Here is a 22,148-nt window from a genome sequence, read left to right as displayed (position 1 = left end):
GTAAATAAGAATAGACTCTTTATCTATTACACAGACATGAACTCCAACAGTAAATGTCAAAGAAAATCAGACAAATATTAAAAAAGTATAATAAGTAAGCATAAAATCAATATTACAATCAACTGTACATTTCTGCTCTTAGTGCTTGTACTTTGTCGTCTGCTAAATATTCATCATACGACATTAATCTATCAATAATGCCTTTTGGTGTAATTTCTATAATTCTATTGGCAATGGTATGCATAAAAGTGTGGTCATGCGATGTAAATACCATACTGCCTTCGTAATCTATCAAACCATTGTTTAATGAAGTAATAGATTCTAAGTCTAGGTGATTCGTAGGTTCATCTAAAATTAAAAAGTTGGCTTCTTCTAACATCGTTTTAGACAACATACACCTTACTTTTTCTCCACCAGAAAGTACTTTACAACTTTTAAGTGTTTCTTCACCACTAAATAGCATTCTACCTAAAAATCCACGAATAAATGTCTCGTCTTTTTCTTCAGAATATTGTCTCAACCAATCAATTAAATTCAAATCTGACTGAAAATAAGCCGTATTGTCATTTGGTATGTATGATTTTGTAATGGTGACTCCAAATTCATAACTTCCAGATTTTGGTTGCTGCTCTCCTGCCAAAATTTTAAATAAATTAGAAACAGCCAATCCATCATTAGAAATAACTGCAATTTTATCTTTCTTATTTACTACGAAAGATACATCATTAAATAGTGTTTTGCCATCTTTGTTGTCGTAAGATAATTTAGTCACTTCTAAAATTTTATCACCTGCCTCTCTACTTTGTTTGAAGAAAATTCCAGGATATCTTCTACTAGAAGGTTTTATACTTTCTATATCTAATTTATCTAATGCTTTCTTTCTAGAAGTTGCTTGTTTTGATTTCGATGCATTGGCACTGAATCTCGCAATAAAGTCTAATAACTCTGCTTTTTTAGCTTCGTTCTTTTTGTTTTTATCAGCTCTTTGTTTTGCTAATAAAGTAGAAGTTTCGTACCAAAAAGTATAGTTACCTGTAAATAAATTAACTTTAGAAAAATCGATATCTACCACATGCGTACACACCATATCTAAAAAGTGTCTGTCATGCGATACTACGATAACTGTATTTTTGAAATCTGCCAAAAAGTTTTCTAACCAAGCAATCGTATTTACATCTAAATCGTTGGTTGGCTCATCTAAAATCAAAATATCTGGATTACCAAATAATGCTTGTGCCAACAACACTTTAATTTTTAAGTTAGAAGGCAACTCTTTCATCAACTGATAATGATGCTCTTCTTTCACACCTAAATTGCTCAATAACTCAGCTGCATCACTTTCTGCATTCCAACCATCCATTTCTGCAAATTGTGCTTCTAAATCACCAACTCTCAAACCATCTGCATCAGAAAAATCTGGTTTAGCATATAAAGCATCTTTTTCTTTCATGATGTCGTACAACACTTTATTTCCCATAATCACAGTATCAATCACTTGATTTTCATCAAACTCAAAGTGATTTTGCTTCAATACAGACATTCTTTCACCTGGACTGATTTCTACATTTCCTGTTGTGCTTGCAATTTCTCCAGATAATATTTTTAAAAAGGTAGATTTTCCTGCACCATTAGCACCAATAACACCATAACAGTTACCTTTAGTAAATTTTATATTCACTTCATCGAACAAAACTCGTTTCCCAAATTGTAAAGACAGATTATTTACAGCAATCATCGCAAATTTTTTTGCAAAGGTAGCAGAATATCTACAAATACATTTTATTTAATGATTATATTTGGCTAAAAAAACAAATGAACAAAGATTGGTGGAAATGGGGAAATCTTGAAGAAAGTAAACACATAAATGATTATCCGAAAGCAAAACAGTACTTAGAAGAATTTTGGCAAACTTCGTTTAGAGAAGAATTTAAACCACCTACCAAATTTAATTTAGCTCAATTGAGTGATAAAAAAACGGAAGAAATTAAAAACATTTTTGCTTCTATTCCTCAAAAAAAAATGAGCTTTAAAGATAGCGACCGATTAAAAGTAGCACTTGGAAAAAGCTATTACGATGTCATTAGAATTTGCAAAAACGACAATATTATTGCTCCAGACTTTGTTTTTTATCCTACAACCAAACAAGAAATTGAATACATCGTACAACAATGTAATGATAATAATATAAAAATTATTCCATTTGGTGGTGGAAGCAATGTAGTAGGTGCTTTAACACAAACCAATAAAACAACGCTTACTTGTTGTATTAACTTACAACACTTTAATAAAATGATTGCTTTTGATGAAGACCATTTTACTGCTACATTTCAAGCAGGAATTTTAGGTCCAGATTTAGAAGACGAACTCAACGAAAAAGGTTTTACATTAGGACACTTTCCTCAATCGTTTGAATATTCTACACTTGGTGGTTGGGTAGTTACACGAGGTGCTGGACAAGAGTCTTCGTACTATGGAAAAATTGAAGACTTAGTAGAACAACTTTGTGTAGTAACACCAACAGGAACTTTATATACTAACGACTATTCTCACGATGCTAGTGGAATAAACTTAATGCCATTATTTGTAGGAAGCGAAGGTACTTTAGGTATTGTAACTGAAGTAACCGTAAAAATTAAAAAACTACCAAAAAGTTATCGTTGGGTAGTAGCATTGTTTCCAAATTTTGAACAAGGCACCAACTACTTAAAAGCTATTGCACAAGCAGACATCAAACCATCTGTAGTACGATTGTCTGATGCTAAAGAAACGATGTTGTTTTCTAAATTAGGTAATAATCATACAGAGAAAGGTGGACTAGTAGAACAATTTAAAAAAGAAGCACAAAAATTTATTTTAGATTGGAAAAATCTCAATGAACCTTGTGTATTGATTATGCGATTTGTACAAAATAGTTATAACTCTGCTTCGCAAATGGTTTATGCAAAAAACTTAGTGGATAAATACGATGGCATGATTGCTCCAAGTAGTATTGGAGAAAATTGGGCTGCCAACAGATTTAAAACACCTTATTTGCGTGATACATTTGTAGAACATGCTGTATATATAGATACGATGGAAACACTTATTCATTGGAATGATGTTTTAAAACTACACCAAGAGTTAACAAGCAAACTAGAAAAATCAAAAGCATTTAATAAAAATAAAGGATTATTTTTAGCACATATTTCGCATATCTATGCAAATGCAGCTTGTATGTATTTTACCTTAATTACGCCAATGCATAAAGGCAGTGAGATTGAACAATGGCAAGAAATTAAAAACTTAGTGACCGATACAATTAAACGAAATAATGGTTCAGTATCACATCATCATAGTGTAGGATACGATCATCAAAAATGGTATTTGCAATACAGTGATCCTATTGGCTTAGATATTTTGAGAAGTATAAAAAATAAAATAGATCCTAAAAACATTTTAAATCCTGGAAAATTATTCAATAAATGAATATAAGAAATAATCATATCTATAAATTAAAAAATGAAAAATTTGATATAGTTGTAATAGGTGGTGGAATAACTGGTGCTGGTATTGCTTTAACAGCTGCTAGAAAAGGTTGGAAGACTTTAATTATTGACAAAGCAGATTTTGCTTCTGGTACAAGTTCTCGTTCTGCAAAATTAATTCACGGTGGTTTGAGATATTTACAACAACTACAAATTAAATTGGTTAGAGAAGCATTACACGAAAGAGAACATTTATTAAGTGAATATCCGCATTTAATAAAACCACAACCTTTTTTTATGCCAATTTATAAATCAAGATTAAATAAATTAAAATACTATATAGGTTTATCTGGTTACGATTATTTAAGTGGCGAAACTTCTTTACCTAAACACAATTCACTAGAAATTGATGAAGTAAAAGATAAATTTCCGCAAATAAAAACAGATGACATGATTGGTGGTTACATCTACTACGATGCTAAAACCAATGATGCACGATTAACCAATGAAGTCATTCAGCAAGCAACAGAATTAGGTGCTATTGCTATAAATTATCTAACACTACAAAACTTTATTACTAATAATAATCAAGTTACAAGTATAGAATGTTTAGACATATTAAATAATCAATTGATTAATATACGAAGTAAAGTCTTTGTCAATGCAACTGGAATTTGGACAGATGAAACACTGCGAAAATTCAATCCAAATGATACACAACAATATATGGCTCCTAGTAAAGGCATACATTTAATTGTAAGCAACGACCATTTACCTAAAGATTGTGTGCTTTTATTTCCTACAACAAATAATGATGGACGAATGTTGTGGTGTATTCCTTGGGAAGAGAATTTGAATATTGTAGGAACTACAGATACAGATTATAATCAGTCTTTAGATACCATTTGGACAGAAAAAGAAGAAATAGATTATATATTAAATAGTTTAAATGCTCAACTAAAAAACAAACAACTTTCCTACGATGATATTTTAAGTGTGTATGCAGGATTACGACCTTTGTTAAACGATAACGATGAAAGTAAGAAAAGCAATCAACGCTCTAGAGATTATAATATTTGGTGGAACAACGATAACTTGCTGACTATTTCTGGTGGAAAATTGACTTCTTTCTTATCGATGGCAGAAAATACTATTTTAACCATTACAGAAAAACATATTATTAGTTCTAAACAAAATGAAGAAGTTGTTTTAGAAAGTTTAATTGACCAATTTAAAAATAAGTATGGCATTAAAAATGCTTCGCTAATTGCAGCAATCATTCAAGAAAATGAATCGTACTTACAAACAATAACTGATTTTAATTATACAATTGCCGAAGTTTTGTTTTTTATACGACACCAACATGCAGTACGATTAACCGATGTATTGACTAGAAGAACAATTATCTCTTATGCTATGCAACAATGGAATGAAGCATTAATTAATAGTATTGTCAGCATTATGCAAAAAGAATTACATTGGACAGAAGAACAAGTAGCTAACGAAATAGAACACTACAAAAAGGAATGGCAAATTATGCATTCTTGGAAATAATTTGAGTATCTTTAAATGAATAACTATGAAGATTGCTTTTATCATCAACGGAAAAATTAAGAAACTCAATAAAGTTGAACAAGAAATTAAATCTACTTTTAATACTTATACTATTGAATTATATATTTCTTCTTATGCTGGACAAATGTCTGCTTTATGTAAAAAAGCCATAGAAGAACAATGTACTCATTTCATTTTTGTAGGTGGTGATGGAACACTCAACGAAGGCATTAATGGCATTGTAGATTATTTTCAACTCAACGATAATAGAAACATCAACGATTTTGATTGGCATAAAATTGCTCAATTAAAAATTGGTATATATCCAGCAGGAAGTGCTAACGATTTTGTAAAAACAATTTATAAAAATACTACACTTCAAAATATAAAAAGTTTAATAGATAATAACAGTCAACAACTTACAGACATCGGTTGGGTGCAATATTACAACAACAATCAACAACAGTCGGTTCGTTTTTTTATGAATATAACTGATGTTGGCATGGGTGGCGAAACCGTAAAAAGAAAAGATGCCATGCCAAGTTGGTTAGGTGCAGACATTAATTATTTTTGGTCGATTACTTCAACATTAGCTACTTATAAAAACACCAGTGTACAAGCTTTTAATGATGATTTTTGTTGGGAAGGAAAAGTCGTCAACATGGTAGTTGCTAACGGAAAATATTTTGGTAATGGCTTAGGTGTTGCTCCAGATGCAAAAGTAGACGATGGCTTATTTTCATTTATCATTATTGGCGATGTTAGCTTAGGCGATTACTTTAAAAATTTAGGTACGGTAAAAAAATGTATTAAAATAGACCATCCAGAAGTGCAGTACCATCAATTTGAAAAAATTACCATACAATCATCAGATAAAAATATAATTACTATTGATATGGATGGTGAATACATTGGCAACGCACCAATGACACTACAATGCCTAACACAAAAAGTGTGTTTTATTAGATAAAATTTTTGGTATTAAACCTTTCTAAATAATCCATATCATTGATTAAGGTAGATTTTAATATTAGTTTCCAATTATTCCTACCAAGTAATCTATAATTATCTTGGCATTCTTCTAAGATTGTATTTTTAATTTCATCAATTGATAATCTTTTTAAATATTTGGAAATCTCTATCTCTAACTCAGAAATAATAATATCACTATTTTCTTTAAATCTTTCAAATAAATTAAGTTTATCATAATGATACTGTAATAGTTCAAAAAAGTTTTGTTCAATTCCATTTTTCGCATCTAAATAATACTCTATATCAATATCATTATTTTGCACTAATACTTTCACAAATAAATATTGAATATTAGGTAGTTTATCTATATAAAGATTTAAAAACTTTCGTTTTCCATTTGCTCTCCATATAGAACTTTTTTGTCCATTACATTTGGTACAGCTTGGAATTAGATTTAATGGATTCACAATAAATTCAGGAAATTCACTTTTGGGAAGATAATGATCAAATGAATTTACTTCACTTATTGTACAATTTTGACATATACTATTTACTCTATTATTTTCATCAGTAGTTAATAACACTTTTAATTTTTGCAATTTTTTATTCTTGTAATTATATAAATTACCTAAATCTTCTTCTTCAGGATTACTAAAATTATGAGGCAATAAATTCTGTAATTTATCTAACTTAAAATTAGCTATATATTCTTTAATTTTTATTTTTATTATAGGATTTAATATTATTAATCTATCTTTATAAGCTTGGTCAGATTTTCTTTTTTTTTTACTTGCAACAATTTGTTCATGAAAAGTAAAACAATCATCTATGTATGCTTTTATATTCTTCATCGTAATAATTGGCTTTTTATATACAATCTTAAATTTAAACTTAAAGGTATATTATCAGACTCTATACTTTCAATAATTTCATTATAAGAATAATCCTTCTCTATTAATTTATCTATTATTTTTTTATACTGTTTTGATATCTCTTTATTTCCGAAAACTTCTTCTGTTAAATTTGATAGATTTTCACCAAAAGACTCAATACTAATTTTCCTAATTGAACTTATACTTTCATGCCTTTCCATTACAAAAACATTTCTTGACAGAAGTTCTTGTATAATTAATGGTGAGTGTGTAGTAATTATACAATATGAATCAAAGCGATTTACTAAATCATAAATTAGATTTATCAATTGAGATATCGCATTTGGATGTAAATGTGTCTCAGGTTCATCAAAAAGAATAAGTGAGTCATACCTAATATTTGATAATATTTCCGAAATAATATATAGAATAATACTTTGTCCTGAACTTAATTGTACTTTTATTTTATTAAATTCTTCAATGCTAACTGTCAGTCCATTTGATTCTTCTTCCTCTACAATAAAACTGTCTACAATACTTTCATCTATAAATGTTAGTAATACTTTTCTCAATATCTTCATTCTTTCTAGAGACTTTATTTTTTTCCATGCGTTATGAAAACGTACAGCTCGTTGTCTTAAGGTTAATATTTCTCTTTTGCCTTGATTAATAGTATGCAAACCACAATAGACATAATTAAATATAGATGTTTTTTGAGGAATTTCAAAATTATCAAAAATACTATATGATACCGCAATTACTTTGCTAAAAAGTGGTGCTCTAGGTATAAAGCTCTCAATATTTTTTTTAGAGATATCTAAAGGTAACCTTGATACCAATTGAGTTTTTCCTGTCCCATTTTTACCTATAATAGCATAAATTCTATTAGGTGGTTGAGTATTTTTATTAAAATCAAAATTTATTTCTAATTCTTCTTTTGAATATTTAGGTTTGAACAAATATTTAAAACTATACAAATTTGTTAAGTTATATTCATATGATCTATGTTTAGCTTCTCTTAAAAGTCTTTCTGCGTTATCTATTCTTAGAAGTGACTTAATAAAAATAGTATTCTTCTCAAACTTATCGTGAACATCAGAAAAAAAAGCAGCATCTTTTAATGCATATAAAGTACTTTCAAATAATTTTCCTGTTGAATTTTTAAGATTCTCATAATAAGAAAAATGCTGTCCTAGTGAACAAAAAGAATCTGATAATGAATAAAATTTATCATCCAAAACAGAGGTTGTGATATAATCTTTACCATTAGTTATTTTAGTTTCACCTATATAGATTGGCTCTTCATCCTTCTTATAGAAAAAAAGAGCAAAAATTGTCCAAGCACTATAATCATTCCATTTATTGTTATGCACTAAAACAAAAGCAAGTTTATCTCTAGGTTTTTTATGTGATGAAAAGATATTATGTTGGTCATTTGGTGTTTTTACAACATAAAATGGAATTTGATTCTGAACAATATCAATAAATGTATCTTTATCCTCAAGTTTTTGTACCGAATAAATTGCTTGTTCATTCTCGTCATAATTATAAAGAGTTAAAACAAGCTCTTCTCTCTCAAGATATGAATTAATAAGTAACACAAACTTCATTACTTCATCATCATTGGTTCTATATTCTGCCTTAACCAAATTTTCAAGAAATCTAAAATAGATATTATCATCTTGAAATAAGTTTAGTCTTTCTAAAAATAAATAATCAATAGTCCAATCATCGTTATTGACAGTATGTTGAATAATATCTCCATACGCATCTTTAAACCTAGAATCACTAGATGGCATTTCATGTAAATCCCAAATATCATTTAGAAATGTCAACATCAGTTCATTATGATTCATAAAACTAAAAAGATTAGTCTCTTTTTGTAAGGCTCTAAATAATTCTGATTTTGTTTTATTTGATAGTTTCATAAATTTAAACCGAATGAGTGTAAAGATCCAATATACAAATATTATATAAATAGGTATTAATTCCTACTAGTAAAGATTTTATATTCAGGATATTTCTAAAAACCACTTCACTACATTTTATTATACTAAGTATATAAACCAAAATTACGCATTAGGTCTTTTTATACTATGAGTTCCACACATGGTTACTCAAATTGTAGTATTTCATACTTCTAGTTCTAATACTAAATAGCATTCAAAACAGCTTTATTCTTTTATATTTTGAAAGCATCAGCATCTTTTAATGAGTGACACTGATGGGAAAAATATTTTGATACTGTCGGAAGAAAACTTCCGACACCACGAAAATCAGATAATGAGTTAAAAGTATTTTTTAAATTTCAGATAAATGCTAAAACAAGTTCAGTTAGCGTTAGAATAATTTAGCTTTCTAGCAAATTGTCTAGTATCTAAGAATCTTGGTTCTAGAAATCTAACTACTACATTGTATAAGATAATTTTAAAATTCCAGTTGTTCCCATTACTGGAACGCCTACAAATTTTTGTTGTTTTCTGCTATAAACATTTTGCACCGATACCGTCGCATTAAAATGGTCGTTCCAAAACTTAGGCGTATACGATATATTGATATCCATATCGTGAGTTGGATTTTGGTGTCCAATAAAATTACCAGAGTTTACAGGAAATCCTGCATTCCACTGAAACTGTGCATTTAAATTCAATCCAATTTTTTCAATATAATAATTCATACCTACATTAAACTTATGTTTTGGTGCATTCATTGCTACATAAGTAAATACCGCATCGTCTTTAATAGGAATAGAATCTTTACTCATCCATGAATAATTAGCCGACAAACTAATACTTTTAGACAAATATAATTTTGCACCAACATCTAATCCGTATAAAGTAACATCGCCAATATTTCTAGTAACCAATAACATATCTGCACCATTAGTTTCTATTGGTGTTATTACGCCTATTGGCAATGCGTTTAATGCATCTTGAAATAAATTCAATAGTTCATCTTCGCCAGTTCCGTTGCCATTACCACCTAAATCTTCATTATTATCTAATAAAGCATCTAAAGCAGTTTTAATGCCTTCGTTATTTGGATCATTATAATTCGCAGCAATTTCTGGTGCAACTACTGCTAGTAATTGAGCAGCATCAAACTGTACTGTTGGTGTTGTTAAAGTAACTGGTGCAATGTAGTTTTTAAAATCTGTACGATATACATCAACAGATAATCCTAGCATTTTTGCAATAACACCTTTGTAGCCAATTTCGTAGCTATAAGTTAAAGATGGTTTTAATCCTTGTATATCTTTAGTATTTTGCCAAGTGGTATTGTCTTCAAAATTTCTAGTAGTTGTATTTAAGTTTTTTACGACATGTCTGATAGAATCTGGAATTGTTCCTGGAGCTAAAGCACCAATTAAAAGATCTGCTAATCCACCTAATGGACTATTTGGATCGAAGCCAAACTGTACTAAAAACTGTTCTTTAATTGCACCTAAAACACCATTCCATGCTAAGTTGTTAATACTACCATCGTTTACATTATAGTAAGCATCTGCTGTTGTACCATAAGGCGATTTAAATTGTGGCAATAATTGGTTATCATAATATGGATTATTGGCAAAGCTGTAATGAAAACCATTTCTTGGTGTACCTACATTTCTTACTTCTATATCTTGAGGAATCTCTGCTTGTTTTGCATCTACAAAATATCCTGCAATACCTGGTGTTTTATAAGCTCTATTAAATGTAAATCTAAAATTATGACCTGTTCCTGGCTTGTATGATAATGCTAGTTTTGGCGAAAACAATACTTTTTTGTTGACTGTATTATAATCTAAACGAGAACCAGCTACTAATGTTAATCTTGGATGCAGTTGATAATCTCCTTGAAAATAAATTCCATATTCATCTAAATTGTCTTTGTCTTCATTTTCTCCGTTGATAGTACCATCTGTATTTGGTCTATTCCAAAAAGCATCAAAACCATATGATAAATTGATTCGTTTAATTATGGTAGATGAGTTTTGAATTTGTAAAGCATACATTTTAGATTTATCGATATACATTCCACCAGCTGGAACAAAATAAGAATCGCCAGAATTATTGCCATTCATATAAGTTTGTATGAAGAAGTCTTTCCAAGAAAATCGTGCTTGTGCATAGTAGTAATTCCAACCTTCGTTTTGTAATGCACCAACTGGACTAGCAATAATGCCATGTGTTTTTGAAAATCCACCATTCAATACAAAATTAAAGTCTTGTTTAAACCTAAAATCCATTCTTGCATCTACAGAACCATTGTTAATTTGTTCGTCTCTTTCATTAGTTACTTCAGTACCTTTTCCGTTTTGGTCGATTGATCCATCAGCCAATAAATAATAAACACTATCGCTACTTGCTCTAAATTTTATGATTGTACTTGGATCGCCTAAATCGTCGTATTTCCAATCTAATGCTCTAAAATATTTAGCAGATACTTTGTAACCAATATCTAAATTTGGTTTTTTGTTCATAATGGTATCCGCATGATAAAAAGAAGCACCATAAATACCTCTTTTCAGTAAAGAAGACTCATCAAATCTAGGAGAATTTGGGTCTTTCATTAGCAAAGTATCTTTAATTTTTTGTCTTGCACCAATAGTAATTCCAAACTTAGTTTTTTGTTCGTCAATTGGCGATTTTGTAATAATGTGAATAACACCATTATTAGCACTTGGTCCGTATAATGCAGAAGCTGGTCCTCTTAGCACTTCTATTTTTTCAATATCATCATCAGATTGTGCTAACATTTGATACTGACTTAAACCAGTATTTGGCAACTTTGCTACACGATAATCGGTTAGTGTTAACACATCTGTAGTAAAAAATCCGTTAAAACCTCTTATCGATGGATTTGCTCCTTGTAAACCAGTTTGCATCATGTGTACACCAGCAATATCTTTTAAATGTCCGCTAATGTCTGTAGTTGCTTTACTTTGAATTTCTTTGGTATCAATAGTAGAAATTGAAGCTGGAGCATCTAACATCTTTTCTTTTCTTCTAGAAGCAGAAATTACTACGGTATTAAGTTGTAGTGCTTCTTCTTTTAAGCTAACATCTATAGTTGTTTGATTATCGATAACAAATGATTGTTCTTCATAGCCAAGATATCTATACACTACTGTTTCGCCTTTAGCTACTTCTAGTTCATAATTACCTTCAAAATCGGTAACAGTACCTTTCATTTTATCGCCATCTACAAAAATATTTACACCAATTAATTCTTCATTAGTGATTGCATCTATTACTTTTCCTTTTAACAAAATGGCTGTAGTAGCACTTTTAGTATTTTTTGTTGACTGACTGAATCCATCTATTATAAAAAAACTTAATATCAGTAAAAATATCGCTCGCTTCATATTGTATATTTACCACACAAATATCTAGCTAGAATTATAAAAAAACCGAAAATAAAATTAAATTACTGTTGATAATTGTAAATTACCAATAAATGAGTACTAGAAAATGATTATTAAACTAGCAAACTAGTTTTTTTTGAATTTAATATCTAATTATAATATTGGTTTTGCACATCGTTTAGTAAGTATTGCTTTTTTATAAGTAGCTTTACTTTTACCTTAGCTTTTTAATGATGTCTAATAATACAGAAATAACAGAAAATGGTGTTATCAATAAAGACCGAATGCTAACTACAGTTGGATTTGTGTCTTTATTTACTGCTATTTTATTGTTTATTGCCTTTATTTCTTACTTTTTTACTTGGAAAGCAGACCAAGATAAAGTACTTGATTTTTCATGGAAACTACTATTTAGCAGAGATGTTATTGTAGCCAATAAAGTGGGACGATTAGGTGCTCTGTTATCACATTTGTTTTTTTACGATTGGTTTGGTATCGCTTCTTTCTTGGTGGTTTCTTTTTTATCGGCAGTAGGAATAAATTTAGTACTAAAAGAAAAAATATTTAAAATACCTCGACTAGTTGTTAATACTATTATTTGGTTGATTTTAGGTGCTACTATATTTACATTTTTATTTCCAGATACAGAATTTCCTTTTGGTGGCAATGTAGGTAATCTATTTTATGAATGGCTTTCTACTTTACTAGGTAGATTAGGTGCTGGTTTATTATTATTAGCACTAACGGTAGCTTTACTTGGACTCAAATTCAAACGAATGTATAGTATTGCTAGTTCTAAAATAGCAGCATTACAACTTAAACGAAGACAAATTATTAATACAGCTAATCAGAATAAACATATTGATGAAAATTTAGAAAAGGAAGAAGGTTTTTCATTAGAATCTATTTTGCCAGATGACATAGTAGAACCAATTCCACATCAAAAAGATAAAACATTTGAAAAACTAAAAGAAGAAGACAAACTAGAAATCGACAATATAGAAATAGTTGCTGAAGACGAAAAAGATGCTAATAAAGATGAAGAAGATAGTAATTTATTAGAGTTAGAATTGAGTGATGACGATGAAAAATCAAGTAAAAAGAAAGAAAAAACTACTACAAAAGACGATTTAGACTTAGAAATAGAAACCATACAAGCTTTTGGTGTGATAGATAAAAATCAACTAGAAGAAGTAAAAGATGAAGAGGAAGTTGATGAAGATAGTATAAGTAGCGAAGACGATAGTGATGATGATGCAGAAGAATTTGATGATGACACGCTCTACGATCCAAAACTAGATTTAGGAAATTATCAACTACCAGACACTAGTTTACTAGTAGAACATGGCGATGGCAATATTGAAATCAACAAAGACGAGTTAGAGAAAAACAAAAATCAAATTGTAGAAACACTAAGCAACTACAATATAGGTATTTCTAAAATAAAAGCTACGGTTGGCCCAACAGTAACTTTGTACGAAATTGTTCCAGACAAAGGCGTGCGTATTTCAAAAATTAAAAATTTAGAAGACGATATTGCATTGAGTTTATCTGCTTTAGGTATTAGAATTATAGCACCAATTCCAGGAAGAGGTACTATTGGTATCGAAGTTCCGAACGAGAAAAAGAGTACGGTGTCTATGCGTTCTATGTTAGATGGCGAAAAATTCAAGAACACAGATGCTGCTTTGCCTGTTGCCATTGGAAAAACTATTTCTAACGAAGATTATATTTTCGATTTAGCAAAAATGCCACACTTATTAATGGCTGGTGCAACTGGTCAAGGTAAATCGGTTGGATTAAATGCTATTTTGGTTTCTTTGTTGTATAAAAAACATCCAGCAGAATTAAAATTTGTATTGGTCGATCCAAAAAAAGTAGAGCTAACACTGTTTACGCTAATAGAAAATCATTATTTAGCACGACTTCCAAACGAAGAAGAATCTATCATCACCGATACCAAAAAAGTAATTCACACTTTAAATGCTTTGTGTATTGAAATGGATGAAAGATATGAGCTATTAAAAGCGGCCAAAGTTCGACACATTAAAGAGTACAATAAAAAGTTTTTGAGTCGAAAATTAAATCCAAATAATGGACATCGATTTTTGCCATATATTGTTTTAATTGTTGATGAATTTGCCGATTTAATGATGACTGCTGGTAAAGAAGTAGAGCAACCTATTGCACGATTAGCACAGCTAGCAAGAGCTATTGGTATTCATTTGGTGGTAGCAACACAACGACCATCGGTAAATATTATTACTGGTACAATTAAAGCCAACTTTCCTGGAAGAATTGCCTTTAAAGTTACTGCAAAAGTAGATTCTAGAACTATTTTAGATGCTAGTGGAGCAGATCAACTTATTGGAAGAGGAGACATGTTACTGTCGCAAGGTGGCGATATTATTCGTTTACAATGTGCCTTTGTAGACACACCAGAAGTAGAACTCATTACTAATTTTATTGGCAAACAAAGAGGTTATCCAGAACCATATGAATTGCCAGAATATATAGATCCGAAAGAAGAAGGCAATAGTGCAGGCATTGATATGAGCAAAAAAGATGTTTTGTTTGAAGATGCTGCTCGTGTAATTGTGTCTAATCAAATTGGTTCTACTTCATTAATTCAACGAAAATTGGCTTTAGGTTATGCTAGAGCTGGTAGATTAATGGATCAATTAGAAGCTGTTGGCATCGTTGGTCCTAATCTTGGAAGCAAAGCAAGAGATGTTTATGTAAAGACCGATGAAGAATTGGAACGAATTTTGCAGGAATATTCCTAAATTATTTTATTGTTTAACCCATTTTATTATAAATAACTGATTATGAATTTGTTGTTTACTTTTTTTACTAGTTTACTTCTTCTGTTCACACCAAATAAACAGAACAATGCTTCCAATAATGATGCAAAAGCCAAGGTTATTTTAGATAATGTTAGTAAAAAATATAAATCTTATAAGTCTATTGAAGTAAGTTTTAAACTAACTACCGAAATACCAAATAAAAAAGCAAGCATAGAAGAAGGCAAAGTGTATTTAAAAGGAGAAATGTATAAAATACAATTGGGCAATCAAGAAATTTATTGCAACAAAACTGCTGTTTGGACTTATCTAAAAGATATTAATGAAGTTCAAATTAACGATTATGAGCCCAACAAGAGCGAAATTTCTCCAGCCAATATGTTTAATATCTATCAATCCGATTATAACTATATCACCAATACCTCTGAAAAAGTAGCTGGTATTACTTGTAAAACGGTTGACTTAATGCCAAAAGATAAATCTAAACCATACTTTAAAATTAGAATTTGGATAGATGCCAACAACCACATTAAACAATTAAAGATTTTTGATAAAAATGGCTCTAGATATATTTATACTGTAACTTCAACAAAATCAAATACAGCCAATAGCGACGATTTTTATAAATTTGATCCTAGCAAACACCAAGGTGTATATATCGAAGATTTAAGGTTGTAAGTAATTTTATTAGCATAACCTGTTATACATTCGACTGTCATTCCTGCGAAAGCAGAAATCTTAATCTTTTATGATAGATTCCATTTATTTTTTCATTCCTCAAAATTATGGACGAAGAAAGAGCAGGTAGGTCTATTAATCTGTAATTATTACTACAAATTCATTTTGATATGGATAGAGTTGTTCTTTAAGCAACGCTATTGTTTTTTTACCATATTTAGCATACTCACTAGAAAAATTTTCTACTCTTTCTTGTAAAATACCATTTGGAAACAATTGTTCTTTTAGTTTAGCAATTTGATTTATAGCTGTTTCATTTTGCGACTTTATAGCTTTGCTAAATTTCTTTTCTATATTTTCTATCGCTTTTATTTGTTTTTGTTGCTCTGCTTCTACAAACGATTGCATGGCACTATCAATGGCATTAGTTTTTTGTTGAATAATTTTAAAAATTCTGCTCAACAATGCTTTCTCTTCATCTAACTGTAAGTCTTCTTGTTTGTGTTGAACAAATTGTTTAATTAAATCATCTTCTCGTTTAAATATTTCTTCAATACTAATATTTAACTTATTCATTTTTTCGTATTGATATTTATTGATCCAAAGTACTGAGTTTCTTAAAATTAACTGTGGAAATGGTATTTGGTAATGCTCAAAAACTTTTGGCAATTGCATCCAATATTGCAACTCTCCTGCTCCGCCAACAAATGCAACTGCTGGTAAAACTTGTTGTTGAAACAATGGTCGTAGTATTACATTCGGACTAAATTTTTCTGGATAATTGTCTAATTCATGGATGATTGCATCTTTAGAAAAAATCAAATTAGTATCTACAATTTGGTATTGATGATTGTCTAACTCAATTCTATTTCTTCCGTTTTCATCAACAAAAAATAAATTGATAGCTCTTGCGTATGCTTGCGTTTTATAATTATTGGCTTGTAATATTTCGTTTTGTTGTTCTACTAATGCTTTTGAAGATTGATGTAACAATTCTTCTTTCATTACTGTTTTAAATTGTTGCTTAAAGAAATTTGTATTACCATCAACAATAACTAAACCATCATTTCCAAACAATTCATTAAGTAAATATCTTGTTGCTTGAGCCAAATTTTCTTTTGCATAAGCTTTTTCAAACAAGTCAATTACTTCATTCGCAAAAGGTAAATCGCCCAAAATTGTTTTTATTTCAGCAATGCAAGCATCAATACCAACAGTACTATAATTTCCCATAGCACCTTTTTGTTGATTTTGCCATGCTATGTCTTTTCCAAAAACAGTAGTGTGATTGATTTCATCAAAATCGTGGTCTTCACTTCCCAACCAAAAAATTGGAACAAATTGATAGCTTGTAAATTTTTCATTATACAACTTACAAGTATTAATCGTGCTTATAATTTTATATAAGTAATAAAATGGTCCAGTAAAAATATTGAGTTGATGTGCTGCTACTACTGCAAAGCAATTATTATTTTCTAACAAGTTGATATTTTGTTGAATGGTATCTGTTGTAGAAAAATTGTTATACTGATTTAAAATTTCTTGTACTAATTGGCTTCTATCAAGCAAAAAATTATTTTGTTTGGTTTGAATGATATTCGGTAAACTATCTAAACCAAATGTGTTTGGTAAAATACTTTGAATGCTAGATTTGTTTTCTATATAATCTATAACCGATGAAGCCAACTGATTGGTTTGAGCAAAACTCAAGTGTTCTATCATCATACACCATGTTTTTGTAAATAGCTTTCTACTTGTTTTACCATTTCTTCTGAACCTATATATATTGGTGTCCTTTGATGCAATTCTACATAATCTATATCTAAAATTCTAATGAACCCATTAGAAGCTAAACCACCAGCTTGTTCTTGTATAAAAGCCATAGGATTACACTCATAACCAACTCGTAGTTTTCCGTTTACATCCATATTAGTAGATGGATACATATACAAACCACCTTTAATTAAATTTCTATGAAAATCGGCAACCATAGAACCAATGTATCTTAAAGAACCAGCTTTTTTACCATCGGTACTGGTACAATAATCTAAATATGCTTGAACGCCTTTAGGAAATGATTTATAATAACCTTGATTAACTGAATAAATATTAGAGTTTTTAGGCGTTTTTATATTTGGATGCGACAAACAAAATTCACCAATACTTGGTTCTAGTGTAAAACCATCTACACCATTACCAGTTGTATACACCAACATAGTAGAAGAACCATAAATAACATATCCAGCTGCAGCTAACTCACTTCCGTTTTGTGTAAAATCTTCCAAGGCACATAAATCACCACTTTCTGTTTTTCTTTTATAGATAGAAAAAATAGTTCCAACAGTAGCATTTACATCTATATTAGATGAACCATCTAAAGGATCAAACAATACTACATACTTCGCTGTTTTTCTACTAGGAAATGCAACAATATCATCTTCCTCTTCAGAAGCAACACCAGCACACTCGCCACTATTTTGTAAACACTGCTTTAAAATATCATTAGCAAATTCATCTAACTTTTTAACTTCTTCTCCTTGTACATTTGTTTTCTCTGCCTCACCTAAAATATTATCTACCAAACCAGCTTTTCGTAAATCTCTATTCACAATTTTACAAGCCAAACCAATATCTCTTAATAAACCAGACAACTCACCAGTTGCATCTTCAATACTTGCTTGTCTTTCTATGATAAATTCATCTAAAGTAATTAATTCGCTAACCTTATGCATATATTAAATTGAATAAAAACAAAGATAAAATTAAAAAGTAAAACACATAATTATTTATCTTTGCAGATTCAAAATTTTAAATAAAAAATGAGAGTTTTTAAATTTGGTGGAGCTTCTGTTAAAGATGCAACTGGAATAAAAAATGTAGCCAATATTATTGCTAACTATGGAAGTAAAAATAAATTAGTAGTAATTGTTTCTGCTACTGGAAAAACAACAAATGCACTAGAAGATGTTGTAAATGCATATTATAATAAATCTGCCGATTTAGCAGAAAAAGTAGCATTGGTAAAAAATAATCACTTAAAAATTTGTAGTGACTTGTTTGATGAAAACCACGCTGTTTTTGATACTATTGAAAATATATTTAACGAGTTGCAATGGCAATTAGAAGAAGATAGAATGGAGCAATACAATTATGTATACGACCAAATTGTATCGCAAGGAGAAATGTTGTCTACGCAAATATTATCTGCTTATTTAAATGACATTGGTTTACAAAATCATTGGTTAGATGCTAGAGATGTAGTTAAAACAGATGCTACATACAGAGAAGCTATTGTTGACTGGACTTTAACTTCTGAAAAAATACAACAAACCGTACCTAGTATTATTGAAATGCAAATTGTAATTACACAAGGTTTTATTGGTTGTACTGATGAAAATTGTACGACTACTTTAGGTAGAGAAGGTTCTGATTATACCGCAGCTATTTTTGCTAATATTTTAGATGCCGAACATCAAACCATTTGGAAAGATGTGCCTGGTGTAATGAATGGCGATCCAAGAGTTTTTGAAGATGCTATTTTCTTAGATCAAATATCATATAACGAAGCGGTAGAGATGACCTTTTATGGTGCTACGGTTATTCATCCTAAAACCATTAAACCACTACAAAATAAAAATATTCCATTGCATGTTCGTTCGTTTATCAATCCAGATGGAAAAGGAACTATAGTTGGCGAAAAAGACCAAGCTAATTTACCGCCTATACGAATTGTAAAAAACAACCAATCGTTAATTACGCTACACACCAAAGATTTTTCTTTTATACAAGAAGATGTTTTGGCTGGTTTAATGCATGCTTTTCATGAAGCTAAACTTAAACTCAATATGCTACAACAAGGTGCTATTTCGTTTGAAGCGGTTGTAAATGATATTCCAGAAAAAATTGAAGCGGTTAATACAATTTTAGCGAACGATTTTACTATTGCCATTGAAAACAATTTAAGTTTACTTACCATTAGACATTACGACGAAGCGACTATAAGCAAACACCGACAAAACAGAACGGAGTTACTAGCACAAAGAAGCACCGACACTTACCAAGGATTGTTGAAGTAAAATATAGACACTAGATATTTAGATAATAGATTCTAGACTATTTATATCACTTATAGTATCTATAAATTATGAAAAATTATTCTTCGTTTTGTGGAATTGGTTCATCTTTCATAAATGCTTCAAATGAACCAATAGGAGCAAAATAGTTAAAAGTACTCGTCTTTGCGAAATTTTGAGGAACGAAAAAATGAAGCAATCTATAAAAGATTGAGATAGCTTCGTAAACTCAATATGACGGTTGGAAGTAAGAGATAGCTTCGTCGTACCTCCTCGCTATGACGGAATATATTTAAAAGTTCCTGAAATAAATTCAGGATGTAGTTTTGTGCCATTTTTCATTTACTGGTTGGTTTTATTACCAACCTTTTTTTTACAATCGTCTTTGCGAAATTTTGAGGAACGAAAAAATGATTAATCTATTTTATTATAGAATAGCACTTGTCTTGCTGAACTTGACTGTCTTTACCTGTCGATAGACATAATACAGAACAAGTAGATTCCAGTATCTCTTGTATCGATAAAGGATAATATCTGTATAATAACTAGTACTCAACAAATACACTAAAACAATAAGATAAAATATGTTTTATTTAAACATATTTCATCAATGTATAGTCAAACAAGAAAAAATTAGTCTAATTTAGTGCAGTCATAAGGAAACTTGTAACAGCACTAATACTAAAAATTAATTTAACTTTAGTATATTTATACTTTAGTGAACAGATTCAACTTTACTTCGTACTTAACTTCTAATGTAAAAATTAGCGACGAGTTTGTAGAACAACTACTACAAAACTGTAGCATTAAATTGGTAAAGAAAAATGAGTTCTTACTACAACAAGGCAATGTATGTATGCATTCTTTTTTTGTAGAACAAGGTTTGTTGCGTCAGTTTATTATTGATGAACAAGGCAAAGAACACATCATACAATTTGCACCAGAAAATTGGTTTGTAGCAGACAGAAGCAGTCAGTTTTTTAAAGCACCAGCAATGACTAATATTCAAGCAATAGAAGAAGCTAAGTTGTTGATGTTAGATGAAAATATTATCAATCAATTGATAGAAAAAAATCCAGCTTATAATATATATAGTAATCAGCTATTACATAAACATATTTATAGTTTACAAAAAAGAATTTATCAATTATTAGCCAGTTCTGCTAAAGAGCGTTATTTAGATTTTGTAAAAACCTATCCAGATATTTTATTACGAGTACCACAAACAATGGTAGCTAGTTATTTAGGTATTACACCAGAAAGTTTAAGCAGAGTTCGCAAAGAATTAGCACAAGAGCATATGCTATAAAACAGTGTTAAAGTTATTAACCACCTTAATAATTCCCTCTCTATATTTTTTTCTTATTATATACAATATTTTTGTTTATATTGAGTTATTATAATATCTTAAAGTATAGAGTAGAAACAATGAAAACATTTTTAATTAACCTATTTTTTATAATATGTACTTTTACTGTAAACTCTAAAGATTTCGATTTTTTTGATTTTCACCATAATGTATTATGGAACTATTATAATGAAAACTATAAAACAGTTATAGATGAAATAAACAGTCATCAAGATAGTATAATTACCTATAATGATGTATGGCAAGGCATTTTCTTTAGATTGCAAATGTATTCTGCAATTCAATTAAAAGATAAAGATTTATTACAAGATTTAATTAATAAACATCAAGCATTAATAGATAGATATATTGGTTATGATGGTATTTATTTGGCAGAAGATTTTGACAAAGTAGCAGATAAAAAATTAAAGAATACCTTTAATGACAGTACTCAAGTTATTATAAACGAAACTATATCTGATAATGGGAACTATGAACTTGCTTATTATTTATTGAAATTAAATAGAAATAAAAGCTTTCATAGAAATAATGCAACATGGGAAACTACAGCCAATATGTTTGACTCTACATTTGTTATCGATTCTTTATTTATTAATAAAATAGACAAAATTTCTACAATACTAACCAACAAATATTTACCTAAAATTACAAAGCTTATAGATGAATATGGATTTCCTACAGCTAAAAATTATGGTAATATTGCTGATATTGCATGGAGCGTCATTCATCATTCTAATGATGAGACTATTGTTAAATACTATCCAACTATTGAAAAACTATATACCACTTATCAAATTTCAAGTATAGATTTTGCTTATTATTATGACCGTTATTCTTTAATAGTAAATAATGTACAATACTATGGAACTCAGTTTGTAAAAGACAAGGCAACTGGAAAATTTATTATGAGTCCAGTACAATTACCAGATGATTTAGAAACTATAAATGAAAGAAGAGCAACAGTGGGTTTAGATTCTTTAAAAAACAAAGACTTTAATTATTAATTAAATAT

14 protein-coding genes are annotated in these 22,148 nt (G+C 29.6%); 8 read left to right on the top strand and 6 right to left on the bottom strand.

The genetic code is table 11. From position 1 onward, the window contains the following. Positions 1–118: 118 nt before the first annotated feature. Positions 119–1,735: an ATP-binding cassette domain-containing protein gene (locus H6553_03425; protein ID MCB9032865.1), complete on the bottom strand. Its 1,617-nt coding sequence runs from the start codon at positions 1,733–1,735 to the stop codon at positions 119–121. A 77-nt stretch (positions 1,736–1,812) separates the two neighbouring features. Here H6553_03425 and H6553_03420 point away from each other — a divergent pair, with 77 nt between their 5' ends. Genes H6553_03420 through H6553_03410 form a run of 3 tightly spaced genes read left to right on the top strand, consistent with a single transcriptional unit; the run spans position 1,813 to position 5,988 of the window. Further along, positions 1,813–3,465, top strand: a complete 1,653-nt coding sequence (locus tag H6553_03420; GenBank protein MCB9032864.1) for an FAD-binding oxidoreductase — start codon at positions 1,813–1,815, stop codon at positions 3,463–3,465. Continuing rightward, positions 3,462–5,018 (top strand): glycerol-3-phosphate dehydrogenase/oxidase, encoded by a 1,557-nt coding sequence (locus H6553_03415; protein ID MCB9032863.1) that lies wholly within the window; start codon positions 3,462–3,464, stop codon positions 5,016–5,018. Before H6553_03420 ends, H6553_03415 begins: the two co-directional genes overlap by 4 nt. 25 nt (positions 5,019–5,043) lie before the next feature. Beyond that, positions 5,044–5,988 (top strand): hypothetical protein, encoded by a 945-nt coding sequence (locus tag H6553_03410; protein MCB9032862.1) that lies wholly within the window; start codon positions 5,044–5,046, stop codon positions 5,986–5,988. Here H6553_03410 and H6553_03405 read toward each other — a convergent pair. The 3 genes from H6553_03405 to H6553_03395 form a co-directional block, all read right to left on the bottom strand. Continuing rightward, a complete protein-coding gene (locus H6553_03405) occupies positions 5,981–6,841 on the bottom strand; it encodes a hypothetical protein (protein MCB9032861.1) in 861 nt (286 codons plus the stop codon). The genes H6553_03410 and H6553_03405 overlap by 8 nt on opposite strands. After that, positions 6,838–8,790, bottom strand: a complete 1,953-nt coding sequence (locus H6553_03400; GenBank protein MCB9032860.1) for an AAA family ATPase — start codon at positions 8,788–8,790, stop codon at positions 6,838–6,840. The genes H6553_03405 and H6553_03400 overlap by 4 nt, the downstream gene beginning before the upstream one ends. A gap of 479 nt (positions 8,791–9,269) precedes the next feature. Further along, entirely contained in the window at positions 9,270–12,212 is a 2,943-nt protein-coding gene (locus tag H6553_03395) for a TonB-dependent receptor (protein MCB9032859.1), read from the bottom strand. 230 nt (positions 12,213–12,442) lie between these two features. On the opposite strand from H6553_03395, the gene H6553_03390 reads away from it, so the two are divergent. Both H6553_03390 and H6553_03385 read left to right on the top strand, forming a co-directional pair. Continuing rightward, the gene (locus H6553_03390) at positions 12,443–14,998 is read left to right on the top strand and encodes a DNA translocase FtsK 4TM domain-containing protein (protein MCB9032858.1); all 2,556 of its coding nucleotides are present in this window, start codon (positions 12,443–12,445) and stop codon (positions 14,996–14,998) included. Positions 14,999–15,040: 42 nt separating this feature from the next. Beyond that, complete coding sequence (locus H6553_03385) at positions 15,041–15,694, top strand: outer membrane lipoprotein carrier protein LolA (GenBank protein ID MCB9032857.1); 654 nt, start codon at positions 15,041–15,043, stop codon at positions 15,692–15,694. 135 nt (positions 15,695–15,829) lie between these two features. Here H6553_03385 and bshC read toward each other — a convergent pair whose 3' ends face one another. Both bshC and fbp read right to left on the bottom strand, forming a co-directional pair. Beyond that, on the bottom strand, positions 15,830–17,419 hold the full coding sequence (gene bshC / locus H6553_03380) for a bacillithiol biosynthesis cysteine-adding enzyme BshC (GenBank protein ID MCB9032856.1): 1,590 nt from the start codon (positions 17,417–17,419) through the stop codon (positions 15,830–15,832). Beyond that, entirely contained in the window at positions 17,416–18,426 is a 1,011-nt protein-coding gene (fbp, locus tag H6553_03375; GenBank protein ID MCB9032855.1) for a class 1 fructose-bisphosphatase, read from the bottom strand. Before fbp ends, bshC begins: the two co-directional genes overlap by 4 nt. A gap of 87 nt (positions 18,427–18,513) precedes the next feature. Between fbp and H6553_03370 the strand changes: the two genes are divergently transcribed. The 3 genes from H6553_03370 to H6553_03360 all read left to right on the top strand — a co-directional run bounded on the left by H6553_03370 (position 18,514) and on the right by H6553_03360 (position 22,140). After that, a complete protein-coding gene (locus H6553_03370) occupies positions 18,514–19,770 on the top strand; it encodes an aspartate kinase (GenBank protein ID MCB9032854.1) in 1,257 nt (418 codons plus the stop codon). Between the two features lie 715 nt (positions 19,771–20,485). Further along, positions 20,486–21,076 (top strand): Crp/Fnr family transcriptional regulator, encoded by a 591-nt coding sequence (locus H6553_03365; protein ID MCB9032853.1) that lies wholly within the window; start codon positions 20,486–20,488, stop codon positions 21,074–21,076. Positions 21,077–21,195: 119 nt separating this feature from the next. Beyond that, positions 21,196–22,140, top strand: a complete 945-nt coding sequence (locus H6553_03360; GenBank protein ID MCB9032852.1) for a hypothetical protein — start codon at positions 21,196–21,198, stop codon at positions 22,138–22,140. The last annotated feature ends 8 nt before the right edge of the window (positions 22,141–22,148 follow it).

This window comes from Chitinophagales bacterium (genome assembly GCA_020636535.1).
Classification (GTDB): Bacteria; Bacteroidota; Bacteroidia; order Chitinophagales; family JADIYW01; genus JADJSS01.
Note: the sequence above shows the minus strand (reverse complement) of the source record. Positions and strands in the feature narration are given on the sequence as shown.

Bases quoted from the DNA above. Each gene is read 5' to 3' on its own strand.
- H6553_03405 (MCB9032861.1), bottom strand. From the start codon at position 6,841: ATGAAGAATATAAAAGCATACATAGATGATTGTTTTACTTTTCATGAA.
- H6553_03420 (MCB9032864.1), top strand. From the start codon at position 1,813: ATGAACAAAGATTGGTGGAAATGGGGAAATCTTGAAGAAAGTAAACAC.
- fbp (MCB9032855.1), bottom strand. From the start codon at position 18,426: ATGCATAAGGTTAGCGAATTAATTACTTTAGATGAATTTATCATAGAA.
- H6553_03400 (MCB9032860.1), bottom strand. From the start codon at position 8,790: ATGAAACTATCAAATAAAACAAAATCAGAATTATTTAGAGCCTTACAA.
- bshC (MCB9032856.1), bottom strand. From the start codon at position 17,419: ATGATGATAGAACACTTGAGTTTTGCTCAAACCAATCAGTTGGCTTCA.
- H6553_03425 (MCB9032865.1), bottom strand. From the start codon at position 1,735: ATGATTGCTGTAAATAATCTGTCTTTACAATTTGGGAAACGAGTTTTG.
- H6553_03395 (MCB9032859.1), bottom strand. From the start codon at position 12,212: ATGAAGCGAGCGATATTTTTACTGATATTAAGTTTTTTTATAATAGAT.
- H6553_03415 (MCB9032863.1), top strand. From the start codon at position 3,462: ATGAATATAAGAAATAATCATATCTATAAATTAAAAAATGAAAAATTT.
- H6553_03390 (MCB9032858.1), top strand. From the start codon at position 12,443: ATGATGTCTAATAATACAGAAATAACAGAAAATGGTGTTATCAATAAA.
- H6553_03370 (MCB9032854.1), top strand. From the start codon at position 18,514: ATGAGAGTTTTTAAATTTGGTGGAGCTTCTGTTAAAGATGCAACTGGA.
- H6553_03360 (MCB9032852.1), top strand. From the start codon at position 21,196: ATGAAAACATTTTTAATTAACCTATTTTTTATAATATGTACTTTTACT.
- H6553_03385 (MCB9032857.1), top strand. From the start codon at position 15,041: ATGAATTTGTTGTTTACTTTTTTTACTAGTTTACTTCTTCTGTTCACA.
- H6553_03410 (MCB9032862.1), top strand. From the start codon at position 5,044: ATGAAGATTGCTTTTATCATCAACGGAAAAATTAAGAAACTCAATAAA.